This window comes from Priestia veravalensis (assembly GCF_001457055.1).
In the GTDB taxonomy this organism is placed as follows: Bacteria; Bacillota; Bacilli; order Bacillales; family Bacillaceae_H; genus Priestia; species Priestia flexa.
In genome coordinates, this window is record NZ_KQ758644.1 from 1 (window position 1) to 26,505 (window position 26,505).

Annotated in this window: 28 protein-coding genes and 2 riboswitches; of the genes, 11 read left to right on the plus strand and 17 right to left on the minus strand. The window is 37.9% G+C overall.

What is annotated here, in order from left to right:
- Positions 1 to 86: 86 nt before the first annotated feature.
- From AS180_RS23200 to phaR, 6 genes are all read right to left on the minus strand, one after another.
- Complete coding sequence (locus AS180_RS23200) at positions 87 to 260, minus strand: hypothetical protein (RefSeq protein WP_167556157.1); 174 nt, start codon at positions 258 to 260, stop codon at positions 87 to 89.
- Positions 257 to 418 carry a hypothetical protein gene (locus AS180_RS23205; RefSeq protein WP_025909634.1) on the minus strand — a complete coding sequence of 54 codons (162 nt, stop codon included), beginning with the start codon at positions 416 to 418 and terminating at the stop codon, positions 257 to 259. Before AS180_RS23205 ends, AS180_RS23200 begins: the two co-directional genes overlap by 4 nt.
- Before the next feature lie 101 nt (positions 419 to 519).
- On the minus strand, positions 520 to 1,926 hold the full coding sequence (locus tag AS180_RS09325) for a TrkH family potassium uptake protein (RefSeq protein WP_225001745.1): 1,407 nt from the start codon (positions 1,924 to 1,926) through the stop codon (positions 520 to 522).
- A gap of 207 nt (positions 1,927 to 2,133) precedes the next feature.
- Positions 2,134 to 3,222 (minus strand): class III poly(R)-hydroxyalkanoic acid synthase subunit PhaC, encoded by a 1,089-nt coding sequence (locus AS180_RS09330; protein WP_025909636.1) that lies wholly within the window; start codon positions 3,220 to 3,222, stop codon positions 2,134 to 2,136.
- 85 nt (positions 3,223 to 3,307) lie between these two features.
- On the minus strand, positions 3,308 to 4,051 hold the full coding sequence (locus tag AS180_RS09335) for a 3-oxoacyl-ACP reductase (protein ID WP_025909637.1): 744 nt from the start codon (positions 4,049 to 4,051) through the stop codon (positions 3,308 to 3,310).
- Positions 4,052 to 4,129: 78 nt separating this feature from the next.
- Positions 4,130 to 4,663 carry a polyhydroxyalkanoic acid synthase subunit PhaR gene (gene phaR / locus AS180_RS09340; protein ID WP_025909638.1) on the minus strand — a complete coding sequence of 178 codons (534 nt, stop codon included), beginning with the start codon at positions 4,661 to 4,663 and terminating at the stop codon, positions 4,130 to 4,132.
- Positions 4,664 to 5,045: 382 nt separating this feature from the next.
- On the opposite strand from phaR, the gene phaQ reads away from it, so the two are divergent.
- From phaQ to AS180_RS09355, 3 genes are all read left to right on the plus strand, one after another.
- A complete protein-coding gene (gene phaQ / locus AS180_RS09345) occupies positions 5,046 to 5,474 on the plus strand; it encodes a poly-beta-hydroxybutyrate-responsive repressor (RefSeq protein ID WP_025909639.1) in 429 nt (142 codons plus the stop codon).
- 171 nt (positions 5,475 to 5,645) lie between these two features.
- Positions 5,646 to 6,158 carry a polyhydroxyalkanoic acid inclusion protein PhaP gene (gene phaP / locus AS180_RS09350; protein ID WP_025909640.1) on the plus strand — a complete coding sequence of 171 codons (513 nt, stop codon included), beginning with the start codon at positions 5,646 to 5,648 and terminating at the stop codon, positions 6,156 to 6,158.
- Positions 6,159 to 6,300: 142 nt separating this feature from the next.
- On the plus strand, positions 6,301 to 6,495 hold the full coding sequence (locus tag AS180_RS09355; protein WP_025910214.1) for an alpha/beta-type small acid-soluble spore protein: 195 nt from the start codon (positions 6,301 to 6,303) through the stop codon (positions 6,493 to 6,495).
- A gap of 248 nt (positions 6,496 to 6,743) precedes the next feature.
- Here AS180_RS09355 and AS180_RS09360 read toward each other — a convergent pair whose 3' ends face one another.
- From AS180_RS09360 to AS180_RS09370, 4 genes are all read right to left on the minus strand, one after another.
- Positions 6,744 to 7,556, minus strand: coding sequence for a TerC family protein (locus AS180_RS09360; RefSeq protein WP_025910213.1), 813 nt, complete (start codon positions 7,554 to 7,556; stop codon positions 6,744 to 6,746).
- Positions 7,557 to 7,653: 97 nt separating this feature from the next.
- Positions 7,654 to 7,756, minus strand: a riboswitch (yybP-ykoY riboswitch).
- A 75-nt stretch (positions 7,757 to 7,831) separates the two neighbouring features.
- Entirely contained in the window at positions 7,832 to 7,969 is a 138-nt protein-coding gene (locus AS180_RS22475) for a response regulator (protein ID WP_156413467.1), read from the minus strand.
- 224 nt (positions 7,970 to 8,193) lie between these two features.
- The gene (locus AS180_RS09365) at positions 8,194 to 8,916 is read right to left on the minus strand and encodes a LytR/AlgR family response regulator transcription factor (protein WP_226372953.1); all 723 of its coding nucleotides are present in this window, start codon (positions 8,914 to 8,916) and stop codon (positions 8,194 to 8,196) included.
- A 355-nt stretch (positions 8,917 to 9,271) separates the two neighbouring features.
- Positions 9,272 to 10,927 (minus strand): alkaline phosphatase, encoded by a 1,656-nt coding sequence (locus AS180_RS09370; RefSeq protein ID WP_062686734.1) that lies wholly within the window; start codon positions 10,925 to 10,927, stop codon positions 9,272 to 9,274.
- A gap of 235 nt (positions 10,928 to 11,162) precedes the next feature.
- Between AS180_RS09370 and AS180_RS09375 the strand changes: the two genes are divergently transcribed.
- The 3 genes from AS180_RS09375 to AS180_RS09385 are packed head-to-tail and all read left to right on the plus strand — an operon-like array spanning position 11,163 to position 14,936.
- Positions 11,163 to 12,674 carry a spore germination protein gene (locus tag AS180_RS09375; RefSeq protein WP_062686735.1) on the plus strand — a complete coding sequence of 504 codons (1,512 nt, stop codon included), beginning with the start codon at positions 11,163 to 11,165 and terminating at the stop codon, positions 12,672 to 12,674.
- Positions 12,675 to 12,693: 19 nt separating this feature from the next.
- Positions 12,694 to 13,779 (plus strand): Ger(x)C family spore germination protein, encoded by a 1,086-nt coding sequence (locus tag AS180_RS09380; protein WP_062686736.1) that lies wholly within the window; start codon positions 12,694 to 12,696, stop codon positions 13,777 to 13,779.
- A gap of 11 nt (positions 13,780 to 13,790) precedes the next feature.
- Positions 13,791 to 14,936: a GerAB/ArcD/ProY family transporter gene (locus AS180_RS09385; RefSeq protein ID WP_062686737.1), complete on the plus strand. Its 1,146-nt coding sequence runs from the start codon at positions 13,791 to 13,793 to the stop codon at positions 14,934 to 14,936.
- Between the two features lie 13 nt (positions 14,937 to 14,949).
- Here the strand turns inward: AS180_RS09385 and msrA are convergent, their stop codons facing one another.
- The 4 genes from msrA to AS180_RS09405 form a co-directional block, all read right to left on the minus strand.
- Positions 14,950 to 15,912 (minus strand): peptide-methionine (S)-S-oxide reductase MsrA, encoded by a 963-nt coding sequence (msrA, locus tag AS180_RS09390; protein ID WP_082636371.1) that lies wholly within the window; start codon positions 15,910 to 15,912, stop codon positions 14,950 to 14,952.
- Positions 15,913 to 16,033: 121 nt separating this feature from the next.
- The gene (locus tag AS180_RS09395) at positions 16,034 to 17,626 is read right to left on the minus strand and encodes an MDR family MFS transporter (RefSeq protein ID WP_061785092.1); all 1,593 of its coding nucleotides are present in this window, start codon (positions 17,624 to 17,626) and stop codon (positions 16,034 to 16,036) included.
- A gap of 65 nt (positions 17,627 to 17,691) precedes the next feature.
- Positions 17,692 to 18,132 (minus strand): MarR family winged helix-turn-helix transcriptional regulator, encoded by a 441-nt coding sequence (locus AS180_RS09400; RefSeq protein WP_025910204.1) that lies wholly within the window; start codon positions 18,130 to 18,132, stop codon positions 17,692 to 17,694.
- A 189-nt stretch (positions 18,133 to 18,321) separates the two neighbouring features.
- The gene (locus AS180_RS09405) at positions 18,322 to 18,981 is read right to left on the minus strand and encodes a MerR family transcriptional regulator (RefSeq protein ID WP_025910203.1); all 660 of its coding nucleotides are present in this window, start codon (positions 18,979 to 18,981) and stop codon (positions 18,322 to 18,324) included.
- Between the two features lie 381 nt (positions 18,982 to 19,362).
- Between AS180_RS09405 and AS180_RS09415 the strand changes: the two genes are divergently transcribed.
- The 3 genes from AS180_RS09415 (at position 19,363) to AS180_RS09425 (ending at position 23,061) form a co-directional block, all read left to right on the plus strand.
- Positions 19,363 to 20,295: a sensor histidine kinase gene (locus AS180_RS09415; RefSeq protein ID WP_061785494.1), complete on the plus strand. Its 933-nt coding sequence runs from the start codon at positions 19,363 to 19,365 to the stop codon at positions 20,293 to 20,295.
- A gap of 173 nt (positions 20,296 to 20,468) precedes the next feature.
- The gene (locus tag AS180_RS09420; RefSeq protein ID WP_025910198.1) at positions 20,469 to 21,770 is read left to right on the plus strand and encodes an NCS2 family permease; all 1,302 of its coding nucleotides are present in this window, start codon (positions 20,469 to 20,471) and stop codon (positions 21,768 to 21,770) included.
- A gap of 115 nt (positions 21,771 to 21,885) precedes the next feature.
- Entirely contained in the window at positions 21,886 to 23,061 is a 1,176-nt protein-coding gene (locus AS180_RS09425; protein WP_062686739.1) for an MFS transporter, read from the plus strand.
- Between the two features lie 87 nt (positions 23,062 to 23,148).
- Here AS180_RS09425 and AS180_RS09430 read toward each other — a convergent pair whose 3' ends face one another.
- The 3 genes from AS180_RS09430 to AS180_RS09440 form a co-directional block, all read right to left on the minus strand.
- Positions 23,149 to 23,424, minus strand: a complete 276-nt coding sequence (locus AS180_RS09430) for a hypothetical protein (RefSeq protein ID WP_062686740.1) — start codon at positions 23,422 to 23,424, stop codon at positions 23,149 to 23,151.
- Positions 23,421 to 23,693, minus strand: a complete 273-nt coding sequence (locus AS180_RS09435; protein ID WP_025910194.1) for a hypothetical protein — start codon at positions 23,691 to 23,693, stop codon at positions 23,421 to 23,423. Before AS180_RS09435 ends, AS180_RS09430 begins: the two co-directional genes overlap by 4 nt.
- 590 nt (positions 23,694 to 24,283) lie before the next feature.
- Entirely contained in the window at positions 24,284 to 24,532 is a 249-nt protein-coding gene (locus AS180_RS09440) for a hypothetical protein (RefSeq protein WP_025910192.1), read from the minus strand.
- A gap of 68 nt (positions 24,533 to 24,600) precedes the next feature.
- Positions 24,601 to 24,702: riboswitch (SAM riboswitch) on the minus strand.
- Positions 24,703 to 24,968: 266 nt separating this feature from the next.
- Here AS180_RS09440 and AS180_RS09445 point away from each other — a divergent pair.
- Both AS180_RS09445 and AS180_RS09450 read left to right on the plus strand, forming a co-directional pair.
- Positions 24,969 to 25,712 carry a M48 family metallopeptidase gene (locus AS180_RS09445; RefSeq protein ID WP_025910190.1) on the plus strand — a complete coding sequence of 248 codons (744 nt, stop codon included), beginning with the start codon at positions 24,969 to 24,971 and terminating at the stop codon, positions 25,710 to 25,712.
- Positions 25,713 to 25,898: 186 nt separating this feature from the next.
- Complete coding sequence (locus tag AS180_RS09450) at positions 25,899 to 26,222, plus strand: LapA family protein (RefSeq protein ID WP_025910188.1); 324 nt, start codon at positions 25,899 to 25,901, stop codon at positions 26,220 to 26,222.
- Positions 26,223 to 26,505: the final 283 nt, after the last annotated feature.

Below are 26,505 nucleotides of genomic sequence, written 5' to 3' on the forward strand. Positions count from 1 at the left end.
CAAAAAACCTGAACGATTAAAAGTGAGAAACTCTCAATCGTTCAGGTTTATCATTAGCTGAATTACTTATGTCCCAGCCTCTTTTTTTAACAGTTCTTTTTTTGCTTTTTCTTATGTTTTTTCTCAGCTTTTGCAATTTCAGCCATCTCTAAAAACTTAGCTGCGTTTGGATCACCCATTTCAGGTCCAAACTCCTCTTGTAAAAGTTGTGTTTGCTTTTCTTTCGAGTGGGCAAGGTGTCTATGATCTTTTTTCGTCATTTGCTTTGTCCTTGCTTTCCGTGCTTTGAATTACGGTTTGCTGCTTTATATGTGTCTTCTCTGCCATATTCAGCTGAAAATTCTGTATCGGGTAAGCTTTCTTTTGGCGTTTGATTATTTTTTTGTGCTGGATTATGTGCTACTTTACGTTTTGCCATTGTAATAACCTCCTCATAAGATTATAAGCATTTGCTCTATACTAGCTTGTGCAAGTGCATAGATCTTATGAGCAGTAAAACCTGTCAAAACGCTTAATGAATTACCCAATAATAATGCGTTCTTTTGGATAATGATAGTCTGGTTCTGTTTTTGGACGACGAAGCATTAGAATAAATACGAGCATTCCAATTCGACCGATAAACATCAGAATAATAATGAGTATTTTCCCTACATCTGATAAGCCACTCGTGATTCCCATTGATAAGCCTGTCGTTCCAAAGGCTGAACACACTTCAAAAATAATCTCTGTTAAAGAAAACGACTCTGTGATTGTTAAAATAATAACAGAAGTGGAGCAGATAATAATGGCAAACATAGACACAGCTACAGATTTAGTAATATCATCTTCATGAATTTCTCGTCTAAAAATCTTTATTGTTTTACTTCCTCTTGCATAATAAAACAAAAATAAAATATTTAGAGCAAACGTGGTCGTCCGAATCCCTCCACCGACGGAGCTTGGAGATGCTCCAATGAACATCATGGCACTCATGATAAGCAGCGTCGGTAGCGTAAATTCACTAACATCCATCGTGGCTACTCCACCACTTCGGGTTGCGGCTGATTGAAAAAAGGCATAGAAGAATGCTTCATGCCAAGACTTCCCTGCCATAAACGCATTCTGTTCTAAAAGCAAAATTAACAAAGTTCCAACAGCTAACAAGGCTAAGAACATAATAGACGTTAATTTTGCAAAAAGAGAAAACTGAAACTTACGCTTTTCTTTACGCTTTAAAAAGAAGTGCTTAACTTCAATTAGAACTGGAAAACCAATTGCTCCTAGCGTAATTAAGAGCACCGTCACGACTTGAACAAAATAGTCGTTAGCATATGGAACAAACGAAGCTCCAGTTATATCAAACCCAGCGTTTGTTGTCGCACTAATAGATGAAAAAAAACCATGTAAAAATGCTTCTTTCCAATCTAAATAATATTGATGAAAGTGAAGCGTTAATACCAATGCACCAATTGCCTCAATGGCAAAAATAAGAAGCAGTACATTTCTCATTAAATTAACGAGTCCAGATAATTTGGACTGATTATGATCCATCATAATTAATTGTCGTTCTTTTAAGCCAATCTTTTTTCCAATTAAAAGCCAAATAAATGTACTTAGTGTCATAACACCGATTCCACCTATTTGAAAAATAAATGCTAAAATAAAATATCCGAATGTGCTAAACGTCTCAGCTGTTGAAACGGGCGTGAGGCCTGTTACGCTTACCGCGCTAACAGCAATAAATAAACGGTTAATTAAATCTAGCTCCACCCCTGGCTTTAATGCTGCTGGAATGCTTAAAAGTAAAAAACCAACCGTCACGGCTGTCAAATAAAAGCCGACAATAATTTGTGCTGAGGACATTTGCCTAATTCGATGTTTCCAATTTCGACGCATGATAGACATTCCTTTTTTTATAATACATAATAGCTTTCCCTTTTTTTGAATTTTTCTTCCTTATGTATTATTTTCTTTTACTCACTAAAAGAAGAGATAGCTTTATTTAGTATAAAAGAACAAGTGACCGTTGTCATTACCAAACAGGAATTTCAGTATAAAAAGTTCTTTTTCCCATTAATAATAAAAGCTGTACGTGCAGGAAAACCACTACACGTACAGCTTTTATTCTAGCTACATTTCGCTTATTAAAAAGTTTTACTTTGAACGCTTTTGTAGCCAATCACCAATTGTTGGGTACGTTTCTTTAACCGCTTTTGGACCAAATACAACTGAAACGTGTCCTGTTTGAAGAAGCTTATATTCTTTATCTTTGCTTGAAACAGCATCCATTAACGCAGCAACTTGATGAGGCATTGCAATGTGATCTCTGCTTGCAGCAATGTTAAGAATATTAGCCTTAATATTTTTTAAATCAACCTTTTGTCCACGAATATCTAGCTCGCCATTAATCAGCTTATTTTGCTGATAAAAATCTCGAATCCACTGACGATATGCTTCACCTGGGAACGGAATGCCATCGGCTACCCACTTTTGCATAAGCTTCCAGCTTTCAACAAAGCGTTGATTTTCTGAACGATCAACTAGCGTTACGTAAGGACCGTAGAAATTTGTAATTGGCTTTAGCATCTTATTACCAAAGTCAATCATTTCAGGTGGAATGTTACCTAGCGTATCGACGGCTTTATCTAAGTTAAAGTAGCGTTCATCTAGAAATGCGCCGTATAAACCAGTGTCTGAAAAATCAAACGGACTTGTCATAAAGATCAAGTTTTTAATTGGCAATTCATCATGTAAAGCCGCAAAGGCTGCCGTCATCGTACCACCCATACAATAACCTAACACGGACAAGTTAGGTGCTTTTGAGTGACGCAGTACTTTTTTTGCAGCGCGCGGAATGTAGTCCATGATATAATCATCCAATTTCATACCGCTATCTTCTACGCCAGGCGTACCCCAATCTAACAGGTACACATCAAAGCCACGCTCTAATAAATATTCCACTAGGCTATTGCCAGGTGTTAAATCGAGAATATATGGTTTATTGATAAGAGCATATACAAGTAAAATTGGCGTCTTGTGTAGTTTTTCTTGAGTTGGAGTGTAACGATATAGCTTCGCTTTATTCTTTTTCCAAATCACTTCTTTTGGCGTCAATCCTACCTCTGGCTCTGCTTCCGTTGTGACAATTTCATAAGCACGCTTAAAGCGTCGAGCTGAGCTTTTATATTCGCTAGGCATTGATTTGATTAACTTTTCCCATTCTTGGATATATGGAGTTGCCATGAAAACATCCACCTTTCTTTTTAATCATGAGCGAAAAAGCACAGCCCCGACAAAACGTCAGGGCTACTTTTATATGAACGAATAATTACATGTATAAGCCACCGTTAATGTTTAGTTGTTGACCTGTGATATAAGCTCCGTCTTTAACTAAGTACACAACGCCACGTGCAATTTCATTTACTTGACCAAAGCGGCGCTTTGGAATTTTCGCAACAATATTAGCACGTACTTCTTCTGGAATTGCCATTACCATTTCAGTTTCAATAAAACCAGGGCAGATAGCATTAACCGTTACGTTTGTTTTTGCTAACTCAAGTGCCAGCGACTTTGTGAAGCCTACCATACCAGCTTTTGCAGCTGCATAGTTTGTTTGACCGAACCCGCCTGCTTGACCGATAATAGATGAAATGTTAATGATGCGGCCTGCTTCTGCTTCTACTAAGTCACCTAAAGCAGCAGAAGTTGTGTTATACACACTATGTAAATTAACATCAATCACTTTCTTCCAATCTTCTTCTCCAAGCTTTTTGAAAGAACGATCGCGCGTAATACCAGCGTTATTTACTAAGATATCAAGCTGGCCAAACGCTGCTTTTGTTTCTTCAACAAGGTGTTTAGCTTGATCTGCATACGATACGTCCGCTTGAACAGCAATCGCTGAACCGCCGTTTTCTCTAATTTCATTGACAATAGCTTCTGCAGATTCTTTACTACTGTTATAGTTTACAGCTACCTTAACACCTTGTGATGCTAATTCACGTGTAATAGCCGCTCCAATTCCTTTAGATCCACCTGTTACGATTGCTACTTTACCTTGTAATTCTGTCATCAAAAATTCCCCCTGGCCTCATCAATTGTAATTGTTCTACATAAACAGTAGTATGATGTGTTTACTTGTCCCCTTGTCTTACTTTTGAGCCGGTTGCTCGCTCGGCTTTTCTACTTTTACTTGCTCCAACAGCTCGGCTTTTAGCTGTTCACCTTGCTCTTGAATTTGCTCTTGAATTAACTCTTGCAGCACAGCTTGCGTATCCTGCTGCTCTTCAAGCAGTGACAATACCTTATCTAGCTTTTTGTCTAACGACTTTACATCTGACTTCAGCTTAGTGACTTCACGCTTGAAAGCTGGACTATCTTGCTTGTCTTCAAGATCATCGAAACGATCTTCTAACGCCTCTACCTTTTCCTCTACATTAATAACAAGTGAAGCTACGTTTGCTACATCTTCCTTTGTTGGAATGTTGACCTGTTGAAAATAGCGCCCTGTTACTTCGTTAATAGCTTGTTGATACTGAAGGTTCATGTTCAGAACGTTTCCCATCATTTGTGAGAACTCTTCTCTGTTCATATTGTCTCCAATAACTTTTCCCCAGTAAGACTCAGTTTTGTCATATACGTCTTTCCATGCTTGAAACGGATCTAACATCTTTTGCTGTTCCAATTTTCCATCTCCTTTCCACGTAATTAAAAGTGATGGCTCTCAATATGCTCATGACGAAAACGCATGTGGACATATTAGGAAGCACGAAGTAAACGCAATCATTATCATCAATAAGAACGCTTACTATTGTTTAATTTGTTTTCTACTTGCGCTAACAAAATGTAAAAGTGTTAAAAATATCTTACGTATACTATTATAGAGTTGTTTGATACGATAAACAATTCCCAATATTTGATTATTTTTGAAAAGTTTTGACAAAAATTGTCGAAACCTTTTGTTTTTTTGTCGTTTTCTAAAAAAACCCAAGGGAATGATTGACTTTTATCTCATCTAGGTGTAAATTACACATATAGAGACAAATTACCAAAAAGGGGTGATTAACTTGAGTACAAGTAAAGAAGATAACGCCTCTGCTTCAAACTCCGCTAACCTTGAAAAATCGATTAGTGGTGCACCAAAAAACTTTATGATTCCTTTTTTATTACTGAGCCTTCGGGGTTGGAATTTACATGGTTATAAGCTAATTCAACAGCTAATGAGCTTTGGCTTTACATCCGTCGACCAAGGAAACGTATATCGCACCTTGAGACAGCTTGAAAAAGATAACCTTATTACTTCACAATGGGATACATCTGCTGAAGGACCAGCTCGACGTATCTACTCATTAACGGAAGCTGGCGAACAATACTTAACGATGTGGGCTTCATCATTAGAGCAATATCAAAATATGTTGGATTCATTCTTTTCCATGTATACCGACATGTTTTTTCCATTCAGCTCAGGTACAAAAAAAGATGAGAATCAAAAGTAATTTGCATGTACAAAAGGAGTCACGTAGTTTGATGCTGCGTTTCCTTATATAAAAATAACGGCTATTTCGCGAGCTAGCTGAAATGTTAAGCCTTACACCTACGACAAACACCACTAACGTTTCATAAATTTATTCTGTTCGCAAGCCAATCAACCGAGGAGGAATTTGATTATGGCAACAGTAAAGTATGAAACAGTAATCGATGCAATGTGGGATCAATGGACAAAAGGATTAGAAAACATCGCTGAAGGAAATAAGCAAGTTGAGCTTTGGACGTTAAAAACATTAGAGCAACAGCAAGAATTTGTCTCAAAAGCAGTTGAACAACTTCAAGAAGTTGATAAGCAATGGAAAGCTGAGCTTGAAAACCTTCAGAAAAGAACAGTTGAAAATTTACGTAAAACTGCAGGCAACGCTGTGGCAGACTCATACGAAGAGTGGACGAATCGCATGAGCGAAGCATTAAGCAAGCTACAATCATTATCTGTAAACCAAAGCAAAACTGGTTATACAATGGTGAAACAAGCACAAGAGCAATACCACCAAGTCATCACACAGCTACTAGAAGAGCAAAAGAAAACGCGTGAAGAGCTTCAACAAGTATCTGATGCGTACGTAGAGCAAGTAAAATCTCTACAAAAATCATTTGCTCAATCAGTTGATCAATATGCAGTTGTAAAATAAAACAAGAAAGCCTAACTTCTTCTGAAGTTGGGCTTTTTATTATCTCCTTCAAACCATTACCAGTATGGCAAGAAAACGAGAGTACATACTACGACTACAACGATAATTATTCGTTGAACTTAAAAAAGGAGAGAATGAAACCATGGCTAAATCAAATAAATTATTAGTTCCTGGCGTTGGACAATTTTTAGATCAATACAAAGCAGAAATCGCTCAAGAATTTGGAGTAACTTTAGGCTCTGATACGGTTGCTCGTAGCAACGGATCAGTTGGTGGCGAAATTACAAAACGTCTAGTACAACAAGCTCAAGCTCATTTAAACGGGCAAAACAAATAATTTTAACAACTTCATAACATGGCTAAAAGCAGGTGCTCTAGGCACCTGCTTTTCTCATGCAAAAAAAGAGGGTGGGACATAACAAAACAAATTTCCAAAAAGAAGAACAATTCCTTTTCTCACCTCTTTACGTTGTTAGAATACGTTTGTTTTCACAATCAACAAAAAACCTGAATGATTAAAAGCGAGTAACTCTCAATCGTTCAGGTTTATCGTTAGCTGAATTACTTATGTCTCAGCCTCTTTGATTATTGATGATCTACTTTTTCCAATGCATCTTGTGCATCATCTGAACCTTCAATTTCACTTTGATTTTTACCTTTCGATAAGAACCAGCCGCCAACAGCAATTGCAATCAGCACGATCCAAAAGAAAAGTTTCCATCCTTTTGACTCTGGGAAATGCTCATCAACAATTGCTAATTCAGGGTGAGCAAGCGTATATACTGCTAATTTAACCCCTACCCAACCAACAATTAAGAACGCAGCCGTTTCTAAACCTGGGCGTTGATTTAATAATTTTACGAACCATGTTGCTGCAAAACGCATGATAATTAATCCAATTAATCCACCTGCAAAAATAACGGCGAACTGTCCACCATCTAGCCCACCAATCTTAGGTAGTGGAGTATTTGGAAGCGTGACAGCAAGAGCTACCGCTGCAAGAATTGAATCGACCGCAAACGCAATGTCTGCTAATTCTACTTTTAAAACAGTCATCCAAAAACCTGAACCCTTTTTTTCCTTTGTAACGGTTTCATCATGTTTTGACTTTTTCAAATAGCGCTTTACGAGGTGATTAATCGCGATAAACAGTAAATATACTGCTCCGATTGCCTGTACTTGCCAAACATCCACTAAGAACGAGATTGCAAATAGTGAACCAAAACGGAAGATAAATGCCCCCGCTAACCCGTAAAATAACGCTTTTTTACGCTGCTCTTCTGGTAAGTGCTTTACCATAATTGCCATTACAAGCGCATTATCGGCAGCTAAAATTCCTTCTAAGGCGATGAGAACAAGCAACACCCACCCATATTCTAATAACAATGATGCATCCATAAACATTCTCCTCTCTTTTCTCTCTTACTAATCTTTTTCCCTAATTCGGCAAAGAAAACACAAAAAGACCTTTGCCAAATATGGCAAAGGTCTTGCTAAGCATAAATAAACTCGTTATGCCAACAAAGCCGATGGACAGAATCCATGGAATGACGACTTTGTTTCAGGTTTCCCTGACGCTACTCCCCTTTACTCCTTAGACGAAGTAAGTGTATTAAGTTATTATCATAATACGTAACTTTTTCCAACTTGTCAATGGAAGAATAGTTAGTTATTTATTTCTTTCCATTCAGTATACGTGCTAACTTGTGTAAAAATGTCTCAAAATGGATGGGTTTGGTGATATAATCTTCAAGCCCCATGTTCACTTCTTTTTCAATATCATCTTGTAGCGCATTCGCTGTAACTGCCATCAACACCCATTTTTTATGAGGCGTGATGAGCTACTGCTTCTTTCAATTAAGTCTAAGGCTGTATAAGCAGCTAGAATGCCCACTACTATTGCCAGCAAAACGGTAAATAAATTATAATTCCCTTCCAGAGTCATTCGCTCCTTTCTCATAAGCAAGACGTAAAAACAGACGAACCGTTTCAAAGATTCGCCTGCTGTTACGTGCAAGTGTATTTAATTCAACTGTTAATTGACCATTAGATCATGGAGCTGCTTTTGCACTTCTTGAATTTTCAATTTCGAGATATGAGCATATTCATCAAAATTCAAAAAGTAGACTAGGTACGTTTCATTTCTAGGAGTAATATGAGAGACCTTTTCCAGATTAACAATATAAGATCGATGCGTTTGGCTAAAAACGTTTGGATCTAAATACATATAAATATCACTGATGTTTTCATATGTTCTCAACTGTGTGAATATTAAACATTTCTTTCCTGATTTTTCAATAAAAACAATCTCGTTAATTGGTATATAGTAAGTAGATCCGTTAAATTTAACAGGTAATCGCTTTGCTCTTGATTTAGTTGAGTTGTCTTTTTCTTGTTTAGCAAGCGTTTTTTTAGCGCGCTCTAAAGCTACATATAAACGCTGATTTTCAATCGGTTTAATAATATAATCAAGCGCAGATAATTCGAAAGCTTCAACCGCAAACTGATCATACCCTGTTATAAAGATAAAGCGTAAATCTGGTTTAATCTTCAAACATTCTTTGACAGCTTCTAATCCGCTCATGCTCAGCATATTAATATCTACCAAAATAAGCTCTGGACTTTGTACCATTACTTGCTGAATTAACTCTTCACCATCCCTGCAAGAGCCAATGACATCAAAGCCAGGTACCTGAGAAATAAAATATTCTAAGATTTCAATTGAATCTATATTATCATCTGCAATTAATACTTTCACAAACGTCGCTCCTTCTAACATTCTTTCTATTCCTTTTACATTATCTATTCCGTCAAATTAAAAACAAAAATGAACATTTATGCTAAGGAGAAAAATCTCGCTAGTTTCTCTCAAATTTAGTAAGTATTTGGACATCAAAAGTGTAGCATATAACCGTAACAACATATATATGAGAAATGAACTAATCAATCCATAAACCAAGTCTATCATACTACACTTCTTCCACTTATGCATAAATAAATGCCTAAAAATCGTATTTTTATATAGGTCTTTTTAACTATTAATAAGAGATGAAACAAAAACAAATAAGCCCACCAGAAGAATTCACTTCCGGTGAGCTATATGCTTCACATGCTTATTTGCCTTTTTTTACAATGTCTTGTGCTTGCTTTGATACAAAGAAGCGGCCGTTTTTATCTTGTACGACAACGCTATTCATTTCAATTTCTTTTCCATTCACAACCGCAATATTTTTGTTAACAGGAAACTCAACCGTACGCTTGTTTGATTTTACAACTAGTACAGGGTTTTGTGGATCTTGTTTATTTACTGTTACGTTAGCACCCTTAAATGCTTTTGTAGCTTCAATAAATAGCTCATCCGTTAGTTTATCTAAGTCGAAATTCATTGCTTTTGCCATATGCTTAGCAAGATCAGTATTATCGTAATGCCCCACAGGACGGTCTACTCCGTATGAATACAAGAACATGTCTTCACCCGTATGACCACCTGTCGTAAAGCCTAGATTTGCACGATTTGCCAGCAGTTTAGATAATGTTACTCCAATTGCATTTTTATCTTTCGCTGCATCTAACTGTTTCTTTTCATCAACCGTTAAGTTGTCTAGCCCGTATAAAGCAGCCACTTCTTCTTTGTTTGATAAGTCTTTATTTAGAGAGCCCATTGCACCTTCTAACGTCATTTTCGCTTTTTTCAATGGGTCAATGTACGCTGAAACAGGCGTTGTATCATAGTTTTTATCTGTATTTTTACTTCCGATTGAAATACCGCTATTACCGTGATCTGACACTACAATAACCATTGTATTTTTATCTTTTTTCGCAAATTCAACTGCTTCTCCTACAGCTTTATCAAAAGCTAACACGTCGCTTACCATTCCAACAGGATCGTTTGCATGTGCCGCCCAGTCTGGCTTACTGCCTTCAACGAATAAGAAAAATCCATCCTTGTCCTTTGAAAGCGTAGTAAGTGCTTTATCCGTCATTTCTGAAATTGTCGGCTCTTGAGGCTTTGTTTGTTTACGGTCCATTTCGTAAGCAAGCGCTGAATCTGAGAATGAACCCCAAATTTTATCTGATTTTGATTTCAATAACTCATCGCGATTTTCTACAAAATCATAGCCCTTTTCGTCAATTACTTCAACTAAGTTTTCACCGTCTTTACGGTTTTTACTACCTTCTCCTGTAACAAGTGATTGCTTACCACCACCGAGTACAACGTCTATGCCTTGGTATACTTGCTGCTCACCTAGTACATCAAAGTTATTACGATCGTGATGATGGGCTGAAAAACCAGCTGGCGTTGCGTGTTGAATTTCAGAAGTTGCCACAATTCCTGTTGCTTTTCCAGATAGCTTTGCTCCTTCTAGAACATTTGCTACTGGGCGGTACTTGTCTTCTTCTTTTATTTGTTCAACACCAGGTGTTGTGACAAGTGAAGGAAGCACTCCTACGTATCCAGAGTTAGATTTATTACCAGTAGCCAATGCTGTTCCTGCTGGTGCTGAATCCGTAATTGCTGATTCAGCTGAATAAGCGCGAACCCCTCCAGCCATTAACTGATCCATATGTAGAGGTGCACCTTTATACCATCTTGCTAATGTTGTTGTGCTTGAGCTTGTTCCGTCCGTTACCATCATAATAACGTTTTTTGGTTTTTTCTCCTGCTGTTTTGGCCCCTTCGCTTCAGTTTCCATTAATGCATTTCCTAATCCAAAAGAACCGAGTGCTACAGCACCAGCAAGCGTTGCCCCTAATAATTTCTTTTTCATTTCATCGTGCTCCCTTCATATCGCTCTTTTTTCTACATGCTTAAATCTAACAATTCTTTGTAAATGCACTTTTATGGCAATGTAAAGATTCGTTAAAATCGCGTAAATACCTGTTTACAAGCCAAAAAATCCTTCAAATGCACTAATCCTTCAGGAGAAAAGTTTCATCGCATAAAAAGGAAACACATGAACAAACTACCAATAACAGATGAGGATTGATGACAAGGAGATACTTATGTTCAAAAATTTATTTAAAAAGAACAATGCTGATCAACAACCAAAGAAAACCCTAGATGAAATTATTGAGCAATTTAGTAAATCCAGTGATTTTACGACGCTCGCTATTGGAGCTCAGCATAAGAAATACGTCATTACGTACTTTAAACAGCTCGTCCAGATGCAAAGCGTTGAAGATAAAATTATAAAGCCTATTCAGCTCATTGATTTTACGTTAACAAACGTCAACGAAGTCGAAAACGTATTACCGATTGAGGATATCTCTATCACTAAAGATACTCAAGAAATTTCAGAAAAAATGCTTCGCGGGTATGTTATGTTTCAGCTTCATACTGATGATAAAGAAGTTGCGTTAATTAAAGTTCAAAGCTTTGATACGGGATTTCGAACAGAGAATGAAACTGAAAATGAGTTTAGCGTCGTAGGTCCAAAGCTCGGATTTGTAGAAGACCTAGACGTTAATTTATATCTCATGCGAAAGACATTAATTTCTGAGCATTTGGTATTCAAGGAAATTACGGTCGGACAAAAGTCTAAAACTCGGGTAGTAATCGTTTATTTAGAGGACATCACGAATCCACAGCATGTAGATACCATGACAAAGCGCTTAGAGTCCCTTGACTTTGACGTTATTTTTGATAGCACCATGCTAGAGCAGCTCATTTCAGATAACTCCAATACTCCTTTTCCTTTGTTTTTAACAACGGAGCGAGTAGACCGCGTATTGTTTACCTTGCGAAACGGTCAAGTTGCTTTTTTCTCAAGCGGTTCTCCATATGCAGTGACGGGACCATCCACGCTGCTTGATTTTTTTATTTCACCTGAAGACTATTATTTACCGTGGGTGCTAGGCTCATTCTTTCGCTTAATTCGAATGTTTGGCGTATTTTTTTCTATTTTTGCAACGCCGCTATATGTTGCCGTTGTTACCTATCATTATGAAATGTTGCCAAAGGATTTACTGGGACCAATTGTTTTCTCAAGAACAAATGTCCCTTTTCCTCCCGTAGTAGAAGTGTTGTTCTTAGAAATAACCATCGAACTGCTTAGAGAAGCCGGAGCCAGACTACCTTCTAAAGTCGGCCAAACGCTTGGAATCGTTGGGGGAATTGTTATTGGGCAAGCAACCGTTGAAGCTGCTTTAACTAGTAACGTTTTGCTCATTATTGTTTCTCTAACTGCGCTCGCATCGTTTACAACGCCAATTTTTAAGATGTCTAATACGATTCGACTTTTGCGCTTCCCTTTTGTACTGTTTGCAGCCTTGTATGGACTGGTCGGTATCATGTTTGGCTTTTGCTACTTAATCGTTCATTTAATTCGATTACAATCCCTGGGTATGCCTTATTTAGTTCCTGTCTATCCATTTCGAGCAAAAAGCCAACGAGATACGTTGCTTAGACTTCCATATAGCAAAACGGCAAAACGCCCTGGGTATTTAAGACCTTTAAGCTGGTTCCGCTATAATCCTGAAAAATCAAAAAAGAAACAAAACCTAGACCGAGAGTAAGCAAGGAGGATATACAGCAATGAAAAAATTAATAATTATAGCTTGTTGTAGCATCTTTCTAATTAGCTGTGCGGATCGAGAAGTGATTGATGAGATACAAGTCGTGAATGCGATAGGATACGATTACGATAAGGACGAAGACAAGATTCGAGGAACCATTTTATATCCGATCTTTAAATATGGACCAACGGAAGAACCAAGCATCATTGCAGCCAAAGGCGATAGTTCTTTTGATGTCCCTCTCCATTTAAATGTTAAGTCTTCACTCCCTTTGGCATTTGGCCAATTGCGTAGCGTCATAATTGGTGAAGATTATGCCAAACACGGAATGCACGATTTAGTCAATACGCTTGCTCGAAATCCTGACTTAGGGCGTACGATTAAAGTAGCCATCACAGATGGTAATGCACATGAGATGTTAAGCTCTGTTACGAGAAAGAAAATTAAAGATTATCAGTTTATCTCAAATCTAATTGACCAGAATATTAAAACTGAAAACCTACCGCGAACCAACTTACAAACGTTTTTATTTAGTTTTTTTAGCGACGACCGCGATCCTTTTTTACCGTTGTTATCCCAAGAAAAAGATGCAATTAAATTAGAAGGAGTTGCATTGTTTAAAAATGAAAAATACATTTCTTCAATCGATATGAAAGAAGCGTTTTTAATGAAGCTACTCCTGGATGGGACGAAGCACGGTCGCTATACAATGGATATGAAGCACAAAGGGCATTCAGGCGAAGTTATTTTAGAAAATCTGCGAACCAAAACGAATTACGAATTAAAAGGGAACCGTCATAATCCCATCATTGTTGTCCATTTAAATATTGACGGCCTTGTAAAAGAGTTTCCACAATGGCTGAAACTAACAAAGCCATCTAATGTCAATATGCTTGAGAAAAAGCTAACTACGAACTTAGAAAAAGACAGTGATCGCTTAATTAAAAAGCTGCAAAAGCTTGGCGTTGACCCCATTTGTTTTACGGATTACGTTCGTAGCCGTACGCGGAACTTTGACAGCCAACGCTTTAGAGAAAACTATTCGGACATGGATATCCATGTAAAAGCGCATGTGAATCTAGTTCAAACAGGCATTAGTCAGTAGGAGGGAACAACATGGAAAACAATGTGAAAGAACAATTTCAAGTCTCTCCGTCTTTTCTGTTCTTTTTGATTCATTCCGTGCAAGTAGGGGTTGGAATGCTGGGGTTTCAAAGATATATTGTGAAGGGTGGCGGACATGACGCTTGGATTTCAGTTATTGCTTCTGGCTTAGCCGTCTCTGTGCTGTTTTGGATGTGCTTTTATGTACTAAAACGTGAAAATACGGATGTCATTCAAATTCATCGCCTGTATTTTGGAAAATGGATTGGCAATCTATTTAATATCATCTTATGCCTATACTTTTTCTCTTTTGCAATCACGATTTATCGAACATATATTGAAGTCCTCCAAGTCTGGATGTTCCCGCGGCTCACCACTTGGAGTATTTCACTTATTTATCTTCCTCTCATCTATTATATTATTTCAGGTGGTTTTCGCGTCATTACAGGTATTGCATTCTTTGGAGTCGTCCTTCCATTACCTTTATTTTTTTCATTGTTTTATCCACTTTCGCTAGGCGAAGTAAATAATATCTTACCGATTTTAGATCATAGCTTTGGTGAGTTGTTTACTTCTTTTAAAACAATGACGTTTAGCTACTTGGGGTTTGAATCGATTTTATTTTTTTATCCCTACATTAAAAATGGACCCTCTAGTTACAAGTGGGGGCAAGCTGGGCTTTTATTTACAACCGTTCTCTATACATTTTTAACAATTGTAACATTTGTTTATTTTAGTCAAGGGCAGCTTTTAAAAACGATTTGGCCGACGCTCACAATGGCTAAAATTATTGAAATTCCCTTTATTCAACGATTTGAATACGTTGTAATTTCATTATGGCTTCTTGTTGTTCTGCCAGCAATTTGTACAACCTTATGGTGCAGCGTTCGAGGGATGAAGCGAACATTTCGAGGAAAGTCTACTATTTACCTATTGGTATTTATACTAACCTTATTAGCTCTTTCAATTTTCTTTGATAATCGAAAAAACATTGACCTTTTAAATAATACCGTTTCTCAAATAGGGACATACGTTATTTATTTTTACATTCCTTTTCTATTTATTTTCAGCATTATTCGTTCGAAAATAAAAGGAAGCAAACGAACACCTGAACCACAGCAGGAACCTCAAAAAAAGAGTGAGTCACCTTCATCGTGACTCACTCTTTTTATTAGTTAAATAGCGCTACATATTCACCGTATCCCTCTTCTTCCAGCTTATCTTTAGGGACAAATCGAAGAGCGGCTGAGTTGATGCAATAGCGTAACCCTCCAGCTTCCGTCGGACCATCTTCAAAAACATGACCTAAATGTGAATTTGCAGCTTTACTACGCACTTCCGTTCGAACCATATTATGACTAACATCCATGTTTTCCTCTACCTCTTCCTTATTAATTGGCTTGGTAAAGGACGGCCAGCCGCACCCAGCATCATATTTATCTCGTGAGCTAAAGAGTGGTTCTCCAGAAACAATGTCTACATAGATTCCTTCTTCTGTATGATTCCAGAATTCATTTCGAAATGGAGGTTCGGTTGCGTCATTTTGTGTTACCTCGTATTGAATTGGCGTCAAGCGTTTTTTCAACTCTTCATCTCTACCGATATCTTTCCAGTTCTCTTTAATAAACCGATCGCGTCCGGAACCTCGACGGTACATTGAATAGCGAAATTTATTCTTTTTGTAGTAATCTTGATGATACTCTTCCGCTTCATAAAACGGCTTTGCAGGTAAAATTTGAGTTACGATAGGGCTTGAAAAACGGCCGCTCTCTTCTAGCTGTTGCTTTGAAGCTTCCGCTAGCTGCTTTTGCTCATCATTATGATAAAAGATTGCTGTTCGATAAGAGTCTCCGCGATCAGCAAACTGTCCTCCTGGATCGGTTGGATCGATTTGAGGCCAGTAAAGCTCCAATAATTTTTCATATGGAAACACTTCGGGATCAAATGTAATTTGAATCGCTTCATAGTGTCCTGTCGTTTCTGAACATACTTCTTTATACGTTGGATTTTCAGTATGGCCTCCAGTATAGCCCGATACAACTTTTAGAATGCCTGGCTGTTCGTCAAACGGCTTTACCATGCACCAAAAGCAGCCTCCAGCAAACGTGGCTAATTGATGGTTAGATTGTGTCAACGAGAAGACCTCCTCTTGATTATTTATGTTTATTATACGACTGATTAATTGAGATACCAACTATCTTGCTTCACCGACTATTATGTATAGAAAAAAAGGAAGCTATGAAGCTCCCTCTTCGTTACCCTGCCTTATTTTCATGTTCTTCGTTTTCTTTTTCATCTACGCGCTGACTCATTCGAAGCGGAATAGCTTTAATAAAGAACGTTAGGACTACACCCGTTACAACAATAAAACCAGCAGTTAGATAAACGCCTGTTAGTGAATAGCTTAGCGTTTCACGAAGAATAGATACAAAGCCATCAAATGCTTGTTGCATGGATGCTGGTACCTGTTTTTGAATATCTGCTAAGCGCGCAGGATCCATTAGTACCTGTGGATCTAGCCCCTGAAGTTTCGAAGCTAATTCAGGAGGAACAGATGCTCCGCTTACCTCTTCTGTCATATGGCTAGACATACGTGAGTTCATCATTGTTCCCATAATCGCAACCCCAACTGTACCACCAAGCTGACGGAACAATTGACTGGATGCTGTTGCTACACCTAGGTAGCGCTGTTCAACAGCATTTTGAATGATTAGCGTAAATACTGGGAAGCTCATTCCTAATCCTAAACCCACTAAAATATTGTTGATGATTACGTTTGTTGACGTCGAATCTTGATTCATTGCTGACAGTGAGAACATTCCTGCTGACATGATAGCTAAGCCAATGATTGCTAAACCTTTATACTTACCTGTTTTCGTAATATATTGTCCACCGAGCGTACTTGCAAGTACCATCGCAAGCGTCATTGGCATCATAATCAATCCAGACGCCGTTGCAGAACGACCGATAACACCTTGAATAAAGAACGGAATATACATCGCTGCTCCAAACATTCCAGCACCTAAAATAAACCCAACAACGTTTGAGAGCGTAAAGATGTTGTTACGGAATAAGTGAAGTGGTAATACCGGACTTTTTGCTTTTCGCTCGACCATAATAAAAATAGCTAACGATACAATGGTTCCAATAAACAAGCTGATGATTGGTGTTGACACCCAATCATACTTAGAACCAGCCCACGAGAACGCTAGTAGTAGCGGTACAATGGTTGTTGTTAAGAATAGTGAACCCGCATAGTCGACCTTTTCACCTTCTCGTTTTTCAACGCTTGGAAACAGCATCCAAATTAGAACGAATGCAACGATACCAAACGGTAAGAATACCCAGAAAACCCAGTGCCAGTTCGCATTATCAACAATCCAACCGCCAAGTGTTGGACCGAATACACTGGCTAAACCAAAGACTGAGCTTAGTAACCCTTGCCAACGACCGCGCTCACGCGGCGTAAATAAATCTCCAACTGCTGTAAATGCAGTCGACATAATTAAACCTCCACCCAGGCCTTGAACAGCTCGGAAGATGATCAATTGAATCATTGTATTTGAAAAACCTGCACATAGTGAACCGATGATGAAAATACCGATACCTGTTAAAATAAACGGCTTGCGTCCGTAAATATCTGAAAGCTTCCCTACTAAGATAGCTGTGATACTGGAAGCTAACATAAAGCTTGTAAATACCCAGCTATAATACTCAATTCCCTGTAGCTCAGCAATAATACGTGGCAATGCAGTACCCACAATCGTTTGGTTTACGGCTGTAAACAGCATTGCTGACATAATTGCAATCATAATGGCTACTTTTTTTCGATGTTCTAAATGTTCCATATGTCTACTCCTTTCGGTAACTAAATAATTCACCTAGTGAATCATTTTTTCGGCGTACCTGTCTCTTAGTTTGACTGTCGCTCCGCAGAACGATCAATTTTTTGAAATAATGTATTCATAATTTGAATTTCCTCATTTGTAAAATCGTTAAACCGTTCAAAAAAATATGCTCTTTTTTTTGCTTCAATTTCCTCAAATATAGCATGCCCTTTTTCAGTAATGACAATTTCAACAATTCTTCGATCTGCCTCTGACTTTTTCCGTTCCACATACCCTTTAGATAAAAGCAAATCCGTCAAAGCCGTAATATGACTAGCGGATACCTGCAGGTGCTTTGAAATGTCCGTTGATTTTTGAGGACCTTCATTTCTTAACATGCGAAGAATCATAAAAGCATTAGTTGATAGCTCCGAATCAAATACGCTGTTAATTTCTTGTCGAAGCTGACGAAATACACTGCGAAACAACAACTCCATTTCATGGAGAAGCTCATGACGTTCTTTCACTATACACACTCCTTCCTTTTACTTATATGATTAAAAAGTTAATAAAATATTTATTTCACTTAGTTAACTAAAATAGTTTTATCAAATAAACATGCTTATCGTCAAGATAAAACTTCCTAAAAGATAGTATTTTCTTTTTTCAGAAAAAAAGCCATAAAAAAAACATGCTTGCGATAAGCGTAAGCATGTCTAATACGTAAATAATCCTGTTAAAAACGTGCGCCATTTTGGAGGCTTTTTCGCGGCTGCAAACTGACTGTCTTTTAAGCGCGTTTCAAATTCCTCTACCTTTGCTTGGAGCTTTATCATCTTTTTCGTTAACTGATCAATTTCTTTTCGGTGCTCAAGAAGCTGAAACGTGACCACTTCTCCTGCTTTTTCTTCCGTTCTTTTTTCATTTTCAATTAAGCGCATTAATAGCTGGTCAATTTGCCGTTGCATTTCTTGATTAGGCTCTTCTACTTCTTTGTGCTTTGCAGACTGATAAGCCTCAAGCTTTTCTTGCAGTACAGATACCTGAGCTTCTACATCATGTAGCTTTTGGTTGTCCTTATCATCAACCGCTACTGAAGCCGCCACTTCTTCATGAGCTGACCACTTCTCATAAAGTTCATCCATTTGTTTTTGAAGCTGCTCAATGCGATCATCACTTGCTTCAACCACTTTCACAACCGCTTGGCGATTCCGATTGTTCTTAAACTCCTCAAGCTTCGTAACATTTTCTTCTGTAAACTCCCAGTGTCCAGCATCATTTCGTTGAATATCAATGTCTGCAAGCTTTGCCCATTTCAAAACCGTACTCGGATGAATTCCTAACTGTTTGGCCACGTCAAGCGTTTTTATTGCCATCGTAATCCCTCCATCTTCTTGTTATACTAGCAACTTCGCTACGAAACAAAGATTCCCTTCATTCGTGACAAAACTAGAAGGAATTCGGCAAAGAAAGTGGGAATTCAACAAAGAAGGAGCTGCAACATAACGAAATAATCCCTTCTCAAAGACGAAACATTATTTCTTCAACATCACTAGGTTGTAAGAACAAGCTCGTTCTATTACGCTACGGACACTCGCTTTTCGCGGGGAGGAAGCTGAACCTCTACATTTTTGGTTTTAATTACATACGAAACACTCTTATTCCATTTCGTTTCAACAAACCAATCAAACGGCACTTATTACGAAAGGAAACTTAGACCTATTACAGCGACATTACTTCTAAAGGAGCTTGTTTGTATGAAATATCTCTTATTAATAACAGCTCTATGTACCACAGCTGTTTTACTCTTCAAACCATTATCCACTTGGACCATCATATTTATCTGTACAGTCATGTGGAGCAGCGTATATGTGTACATGAAACGAGTTTCTTTTACCCATCCTATTTCGTGGATTTCATGCACGTTCTCAATTTGTATAGTCAGCGGCATGTGGTGTACTAACTCACCTTTACTACTCCTACTATTACTGGCTGTGCTATTGATGTACTACTTTGAAATCGCAAGCGTACATAATTACCTATTCTCGATTAGTAAACGCGAACTTGCAGCATCAGCTGAACTCTCAAAAGTAAATGAAGTATTCCAACAAATTCGGGCTGAGCGACATGATTTTATGAAGCATATTAGCGCCGTGTCCTACCTTATGGATAGTAAGCAACATCAAAAAGCCAATGCATATATGCAGCAATATGTGGATGCACTTCAGAACACCAATACATACATGCAAGGCGAAAGCGGACATATCGCTTCCATGCTATATCAATGGAAACAACAAGCAGCCCAAGATAACATTGAGCTAGTCTTTCAGTTTGAAAACCCGTTATCACAGCTTCCTATCACAAAGCTTAATCAAATGAACCTATTGGTAAACCTTTTGGAAAATGCCTTTGATGCGGCACGGTGCACAGACGAGAAGTATATTTGTATTAAATCTCTAGTTAAAAGTGGAATTTATATACTGGAAGTGACCAATTCCACACCTCCACTCTCTAATGAGCTGCAGGATCAACTATTCAAACAGTTTAACAAAACCACCAAATCAGGAAGCCATGAAGGACTTGGGACATTTGTCATTCATGAGCTAGTTCGGCACTCTAACGGCTATCTGGATTATCTTTATTACCACCAGCGTTTAACCGTTAAACTGAAATTTCCAATTGTTGTATAGCCTTTTAATTTGTTAGCAATCGTACAAACTAATGATACACGCTGGCAAAAGTCCACCTTGTGAAATCATAGGTAAAATAATATTCTTTTTTAATTAAATGGCTTGCATTTATCTCTAAAAACGAATATTATATATCATGTTGCTTTTAATGTTCGTTATTTTTGGAGGTACTTATGTTTAAGTTACAAGAAGCTAACACGAATGCTAAAACAGAGGTTTTAGCTGGAATTACTACGTTTTTAACAATGGTTTATATCGTGGTTGTAAACCCTGTAATTTTATCAGATGCAGGTGTACCGTTTGATCAAGTATTTATGGCAACCATCATTTCAGCCGTTATTGGTACGTTGTGGATGGCACTTGCCGCCAATTATCCAATTGCAATTGCGCCAGGTATGGGATTAAACGCATATTTTGCATACTCTGTTGTCGGTTCACACGGTAACATCGATTATAGAATTGCTTTTGCGGCCGTGTTTGTCGCAGGTATTATTTTCGTTATTTTGTCGCTCACGCCGTTTCGTGAGAAATTAATCGAAGCCATTCCAGGCAACTTAAAACATGGAATTACAGCTGGTATTGGCCTTTTCATCGCCTTTGTCGGCCTTCGTTCAGCAGGTATTATTGTCGCAAACGAATCCAACCTTGTAGGCTTAGGAGATCTTCAATCTCCTGGCGTTGTACTCACTTTAGTGGGATTGGCCATTACCATTGCGCTATATGCAATGAATATCAACGGGGCATTGTTTTTCGGTATGCTTATTACAGCCGTTATCGCGCTTTTCACAGGTCAGCTTTCATTTGACCAAGGGTTTGTGTCTGCCCCTTCTCTACCAGAAGGACTCCTAATTACCAATCCGCTAACTGCGTTTGGTGACGTTATTCAGCACGGTTTGTATGCTGTTGTATTTTCTTTCTTACTGGTAACCATTTTTGATACAACAGGTACGATGATTGGTGTAGCACAACAAGCAGGATTAATGAAAGATAACCATATGCCAAAAGCACGCCAAGCTCTTCTTGCAGATTCTTTTGGTACATCAATTGGTGCAATGTTTGGAACAAGTCCAACAACTGCTTTCATTGAGTCTTCAGCTGGTGTTGCTGCAGGTGGACGTACAGGTTTAACTGGCGTAACCGTAGCTCTTTTATTCATTATTGCTGCGTTCTTTAGCCCGCTTGTAAGCGCCGTTTCAGGCATTGCAGCGATTACGTCTCCAGCTTTAATTATTGTAGGTAGCTTAATGATGGGCTCTATTGCAAAGATTAACTGGAGCGAATTTGATGAAGCATTCCCTGCGTTTCTTGTTATTTTAACAATGCCTCTGACATCAAGCATTGCAACTGGAATTGCGCTAGGTTTTATCTCACATCCACTAATGAAGATTGTAAAAGGTAAAGCAAAAGAGGTTCACCCCCTTGTTTATGTATTTGCTGTTCTATTCTTATATCAACTTGTGTTTTTACCACACTAAAAGCGATGCTTATGCATCGCTTTTTTATTTGAGATACGTTGGATTTAAGTGGAATCCTTTTCGTTATTTGGTATACTGAATATACAGAAAACGTCTTCATTGAAAGGAGCTTCATATGAAAAAACAGCTTGGCACGCTTATGTTTATCATGTTTATGATTTTTGTCGGATTCGGCATTATTATTCCGATTGTGCCAGAAGTCATTCGCATAACTGGAGCTAGCTCAGTTAACCTTGGACTCTTAATGGCAAGTTATTCTATCGCATCTTTCTTGATCGCTCCATTTTGGGGAAGTCTATCTGACCGAAAAGGTAGAAGACCCGTTCTTCTTACGGGCTTAATCGGATTTAGCGCTAGTTTCTTTATTTTTTCATTCGCTAATGACTCACTCGTTCTGATGTACATATCACGTATTCTTGGAGGTTTATTTGCCGGAGCGGTTATTCCATGTGCATTCGCTTACGCTTCTGATATTACCACGGAAGAAAATCGCACAAAAGCAATGGGCCTTTTAGGAATGACAATCGGGCTTGGCTTTATTTTTGGACCAGCATTAGGTGGACTGTTATCGTCCGTGAGCTTATTTTTCCCATTTACCATTTCAGGGATATTGGCACTAATTATGACGACCTATGCTTTCTTTGCATTACCGGAATCGCTCCAGCAAGAAAGCGTCTCTCAGGAAAAGAAAACTACGCTGCAAGATTTCAACACGGATTTTAAAGGCGCAATGAAGTATTTATATTTACTCTCCTTTTTTGGAACGTTTACGCTAGCTGGCCTTGAAGCAACTTTTCAATTTTTTCAAATCGAACGCATTGATGTAACCCCTACCATGATTGGCTGGATGTTTATGGCCAGTGGCGTTACGCAAGCTGTTATTCAAGGCGGGGTTTTACAGCGATTTAAGCAAGGAAATGAGAAAAAGCTAATTGCTGTTGGTTTAATTGTCTCAGCGGTCGGATTTGCATCCATTTTATTTTCATCCAATTTATTTAACGCAACGGTTTTCCTTTGCATCTTTACAGCCGGCAATGCCCTTATTCGCCCTTGTGTACTCGCTCTGATTACCCTTAAAACGAATATCGGCTATGGGTCAGCTTCAGGTATTAATTCATCAATGGATAGCTTAGGAAGGATTTTCGGGCCTCTGATGGGAGCCTTTGCTTTTGAACTGAACAGCATGTATCCATTTTTAATTGGAGCTGTATTAACATTCGGTGCGCTCCTTCTGCTTCAACGTCATATTGAACTCGACTATTCACCCAAAGAAATAACACCTAGCTCTTAACTAAGAAAAGACTTTAGCTTTTTTGGCTAAAGTCTTTTCTTATCGCTTGAAATACCTGGACGATTTCATCATAAAACACCATAGTACCTAAACCGATAACCAACAGTATAGTTGAATTGAAAGCACACCCACATCTAAAAAGACGCTCCTCACTATTAAGATGAGGCCAACAACGAAACCGCGATCAGAAGGAGCTTTTAAATCATCAGCTTCTTTCTCTTCTTCATATAGTTCGCTCTCTGATTTATCTTCAGCTACTTGTTCAGTGCTTGACTGTTTTTTCAAAAGCTCATCTAACGTCACATTATAAAATTCAACTTGCTCAATGTATACTGCTTCCTCTTTATCATCTAAGAATTTCACCGTGTACTTATTGTAATATTTTCAATTCTCTTTTCCGATTTTAAGTTATTATCTCCATCAAATTCTACCACTCCAAATTTATGATCGATTGTTTCATAAAAAGCTAATAAAGAGTTTGCAACAGGTTGTGGAGTTGTTTGTAACAGAACGTCTAATCCTTCTAATTCTTTATATTTACTAAACTCCCTCACTAATTGTTCCCGTGAATTGCTACATGCTGATAAACATAGTAAGAAAAGTGCTAACACCGCTATAAAAAGCTCGTTCATATAATTCCCCCTCCTTTTTAATTCTACATCCATTACAATTAATTTCCTATATATCCATAACATAAAAATTACCATTTTCGTCAATTTTATTGCTTTGGAAATAAAATTGACGAAAATAGCACATTCTCAAATTAAAAAGTAAATACCATAAGATTTCATTACGTGAAGGGGGAAATGGCGAAAGTTTAGCAATCTTTAATAAAATAACCCTTAAGCTTATAATGCTTTTCTGACTCAATATAAGCTCTTTTTCTCTTTTACAATACATTTACGTTTACGACGAATAAAAGCCCAGAAGCAATCTTCTAGGCTTTTATTCGTCGTCCTCTAAGAAGTCTAGTACGCGATCAATAAATTGTTCGCTACCTTCGTCATTTCCATGTTCAATTAACAGCTCCATGTTCAGCCTCCTTTTAAAATTGTTAGAATATTCTTGTTTTATACCTTACCACAATTCCAACCAAGTTGTAACGGTTATTTTGTGTAAAAATTTCGACAAATATCATCTCTTTTCAACGAAAAAAGAAAAGAGAGAAGATAAGCATCTTATCATGATTATAGACAAGACTGCAATTGATATGAATACAACCTTAAGCGTATGTACCTTTCAGCCATCCAACTCGCTTTAATTTTGCTATACAAGCTTCTTTTAAACCTTCTTCTGTGTAGCCCTCAATAACTTTGCAGTCAATTCCAATGGCATACGTATCCCTTCCGCTCTTTACTACAATTTCGTAAAACGTCTCAAGCTTTCTACAGGTAAAATCATTAATCTCCTTCAATTGATTTAATACATCGTTTAACACTTCTTCATGATTCTTTATAATCGTTTGTGTCATCCGTATCTCTCCTTCTAATAAAATCAAAAAAGCTCATTTTGCTTTAGATGCAAAATGAGCTTTCACCCGTCTTATCACCCAAAGCTAATGCTTTGCTGGTAGGAGCACCTTACGTTGGTAGGTTGCTGTGGAGTCATAGAGCCAGATCTCTCGTCCACTCGTGATAACTTTTTAAATTAGATTTCATTATACCAAATATCTCCTATTTAGCAAGAGTATTTTTTAAATTTTTCTTTTTTTCAGTTTTGTCACTCTTTTTAACCTATGCATAGTAAAGCGAGAATATTTTCCTTTCTTTACGTAAAAACTAACAAAAAAAACGTAATGTAATTCTTTAATTAAATCCTTGGATAATTTTCTGATTATTCTTTCATTTGACCAAACTCTACCTTTGCTTATAAAATGAAGATTTGTAGAAAGGAGCACGAAAAACTATATGTATACGTATCAAATTGGCAATCAAACAATTGACTACAAAATTAAAGTCGTTCCAAATAAAACCGATATTACGGTCCAAATTTGTGACAATGAAGGGGTAACCGTAATTATCCCACGAGGCTTAAACGAGCACAACGTTCGCTCTGTTATTTCTCGTAAAGCGACTTGGATTTTAAAACAACTTAACGGTGGTAATCAACCAACCGAAGCAAAAAAACCAGCTGCTAAAAAAGCCGAAAAAGCAAAAACTGAGAACAAAACGCCAGCTGCACCTAAAGCAAAGACGTCATCTTTTGAAAACGATGACAAATTTTCGTATTTAGGTCGTCAGTACCGCTTAAACATCATTCGTGATAATGTGGAGCAACCTGAGATGACGTTCCGTGCTAAATTTATCGCAACAGTGCCATCATCCTGGTCTGAACAAGAAACAAACGAGGGAATTCAAAACCTTTTAACAGAATGGTACCAAGGACGAGCAAATGAAAAATTCAGCGAAGCACTAAAAACAGTGAAAAAACAAGCAGCAGATGCACCTGACTCTGTAGCGTGGAAGGAACTGCAAGATACATATGCAACGATGGAAAACGGTGAGCTAGTATTGAACTGGCGTCTACTTCTAGCACCATTAACAACAATTGAATATGTGATTGCTTCACAATTTACAGATGCAGACTCATTATTTGAAGATGCAGCAGAGCGTAAACAATGGTTAGAAGAAAATAGCTTACAAGCATTCTAATCAGCTAACAGCAAAACACCCATCCTAAACTACACAAAGGACGGGTGTTTTTGCATATTGTGTTTTGTTAAAACTTAATTATAATAAAAAATGTTTATAGTTGAATAATATAGGTTAAGTATATGTAAAGGTAGTATAAAATTTAATTTTGCTCCTTTATCTATCTTCAGAAAGGATGTGCACCTAATGAAAGGACAAAGCTTTTTCATTTTAGGTCTTATTTTCGCTCTTATTATTGCTATCTTAGCTGTCATCAACAATGAGCCAGTTCAATTTAACTATGTCTTTGGCTCACAAGACTGGCCACTTATTTTAATTATTTTAACATCGGCTGTATTCGGTGGTGTCGTCGCTGCTTCACTAAGCTTTGTTAAAATCACTCAGCTTAAAAGTAAAAACAAGCAACAAACAAAACGAATTGCCGAACTAGAAACGCAACTAGCCACTCACTCAGAACCACAAGCTGATCTAGAAAAACCTTTATCAACACAAGGTGAACCATCAGCTTAATATAGAGATATACTAAAATCCTGCTTTCCCAACACTACGGGAGGGCAGGGTTTTTTGTTTTTCCTCCTTACCCCTTATAACCAATTATTATAATAAAGGGTGTATTAGCTATGTCAGTAGCCTGTGAGTGAAATGGGAAACGTTTGACTCCTACGGAATTACCAAGACGGCTTGAAACCCCGCAGAAACGCAATGACGAGGAAGGCAGGCGCGAGCCACGTGGAAAGCGAACAATCCGGAGTGAAAATCACGACCCATTGCATGCGTCTTCCCTCCTATGAAA

Excerpts from the sequence above, each read along its gene's own strand:
- AS180_RS23200 (WP_167556157.1), bottom strand. The coding sequence starts at position 260 with ATGACGAAAAAAGATCATAGACACCTTGCCCACTCGAAAGAAAAGCAA.
- AS180_RS23205 (WP_025909634.1), bottom strand. The coding sequence starts at position 418 with ATGGCAAAACGTAAAGTAGCACATAATCCAGCACAAAAAAATAATCAA.
- AS180_RS09330 (WP_025909636.1), bottom strand. The coding sequence starts at position 3,222 with ATGGCAACTCCATATATCCAAGAATGGGAAAAGTTAATCAAATCAATG.
- AS180_RS09335 (WP_025909637.1), bottom strand. The coding sequence starts at position 4,051 with ATGACAGAATTACAAGGTAAAGTAGCAATCGTAACAGGTGGATCTAAA.
- phaP (WP_025909640.1), top strand. The coding sequence starts at position 5,646 with ATGGCAACAGTAAAGTATGAAACAGTAATCGATGCAATGTGGGATCAA.
- AS180_RS09355 (WP_025910214.1), top strand. The coding sequence starts at position 6,301 with ATGGCTAAATCAAATAAATTATTAGTTCCTGGCGTTGGACAATTTTTA.
- AS180_RS09360 (WP_025910213.1), bottom strand. The coding sequence starts at position 7,556 with ATGGATGCATCATTGTTATTAGAATATGGGTGGGTGTTGCTTGTTCTC.
- AS180_RS22475 (WP_156413467.1), bottom strand. The coding sequence starts at position 7,969 with ATGGCAGTTACAGCGAATGCGCTACAAGATGATATTGAAAAAGAAGTG.
- AS180_RS09370 (WP_062686734.1), bottom strand. The coding sequence starts at position 10,927 with ATGAAAAAGAAATTATTAGGGGCAACGCTTGCTGGTGCTGTAGCACTC.
- AS180_RS09375 (WP_062686735.1), top strand. The coding sequence starts at position 11,163 with ATGTTCAAAAATTTATTTAAAAAGAACAATGCTGATCAACAACCAAAG.
- AS180_RS09380 (WP_062686736.1), top strand. The coding sequence starts at position 12,694 with ATGAAAAAATTAATAATTATAGCTTGTTGTAGCATCTTTCTAATTAGC.
- AS180_RS09385 (WP_062686737.1), top strand. The coding sequence starts at position 13,791 with ATGGAAAACAATGTGAAAGAACAATTTCAAGTCTCTCCGTCTTTTCTG.
- AS180_RS09395 (WP_061785092.1), bottom strand. The coding sequence starts at position 17,626 with ATGGAACATTTAGAACATCGAAAAAAAGTAGCCATTATGATTGCAATT.
- AS180_RS09405 (WP_025910203.1), bottom strand. The coding sequence starts at position 18,981 with ATGGCAATAAAAACGCTTGACGTGGCCAAACAGTTAGGAATTCATCCG.
- AS180_RS09415 (WP_061785494.1), top strand. The coding sequence starts at position 19,363 with ATGAAATATCTCTTATTAATAACAGCTCTATGTACCACAGCTGTTTTA.
- AS180_RS09420 (WP_025910198.1), top strand. The coding sequence starts at position 20,469 with ATGTTTAAGTTACAAGAAGCTAACACGAATGCTAAAACAGAGGTTTTA.
- AS180_RS09425 (WP_062686739.1), top strand. The coding sequence starts at position 21,886 with ATGAAAAAACAGCTTGGCACGCTTATGTTTATCATGTTTATGATTTTT.
- AS180_RS09435 (WP_025910194.1), bottom strand. The coding sequence starts at position 23,693 with ATGAACGAGCTTTTTATAGCGGTGTTAGCACTTTTCTTACTATGTTTA.
- AS180_RS09440 (WP_025910192.1), bottom strand. The coding sequence starts at position 24,532 with ATGACACAAACGATTATAAAGAATCATGAAGAAGTGTTAAACGATGTA.
- AS180_RS09445 (WP_025910190.1), top strand. The coding sequence starts at position 24,969 with ATGTATACGTATCAAATTGGCAATCAAACAATTGACTACAAAATTAAA.
- AS180_RS09450 (WP_025910188.1), top strand. The coding sequence starts at position 25,899 with ATGAAAGGACAAAGCTTTTTCATTTTAGGTCTTATTTTCGCTCTTATT.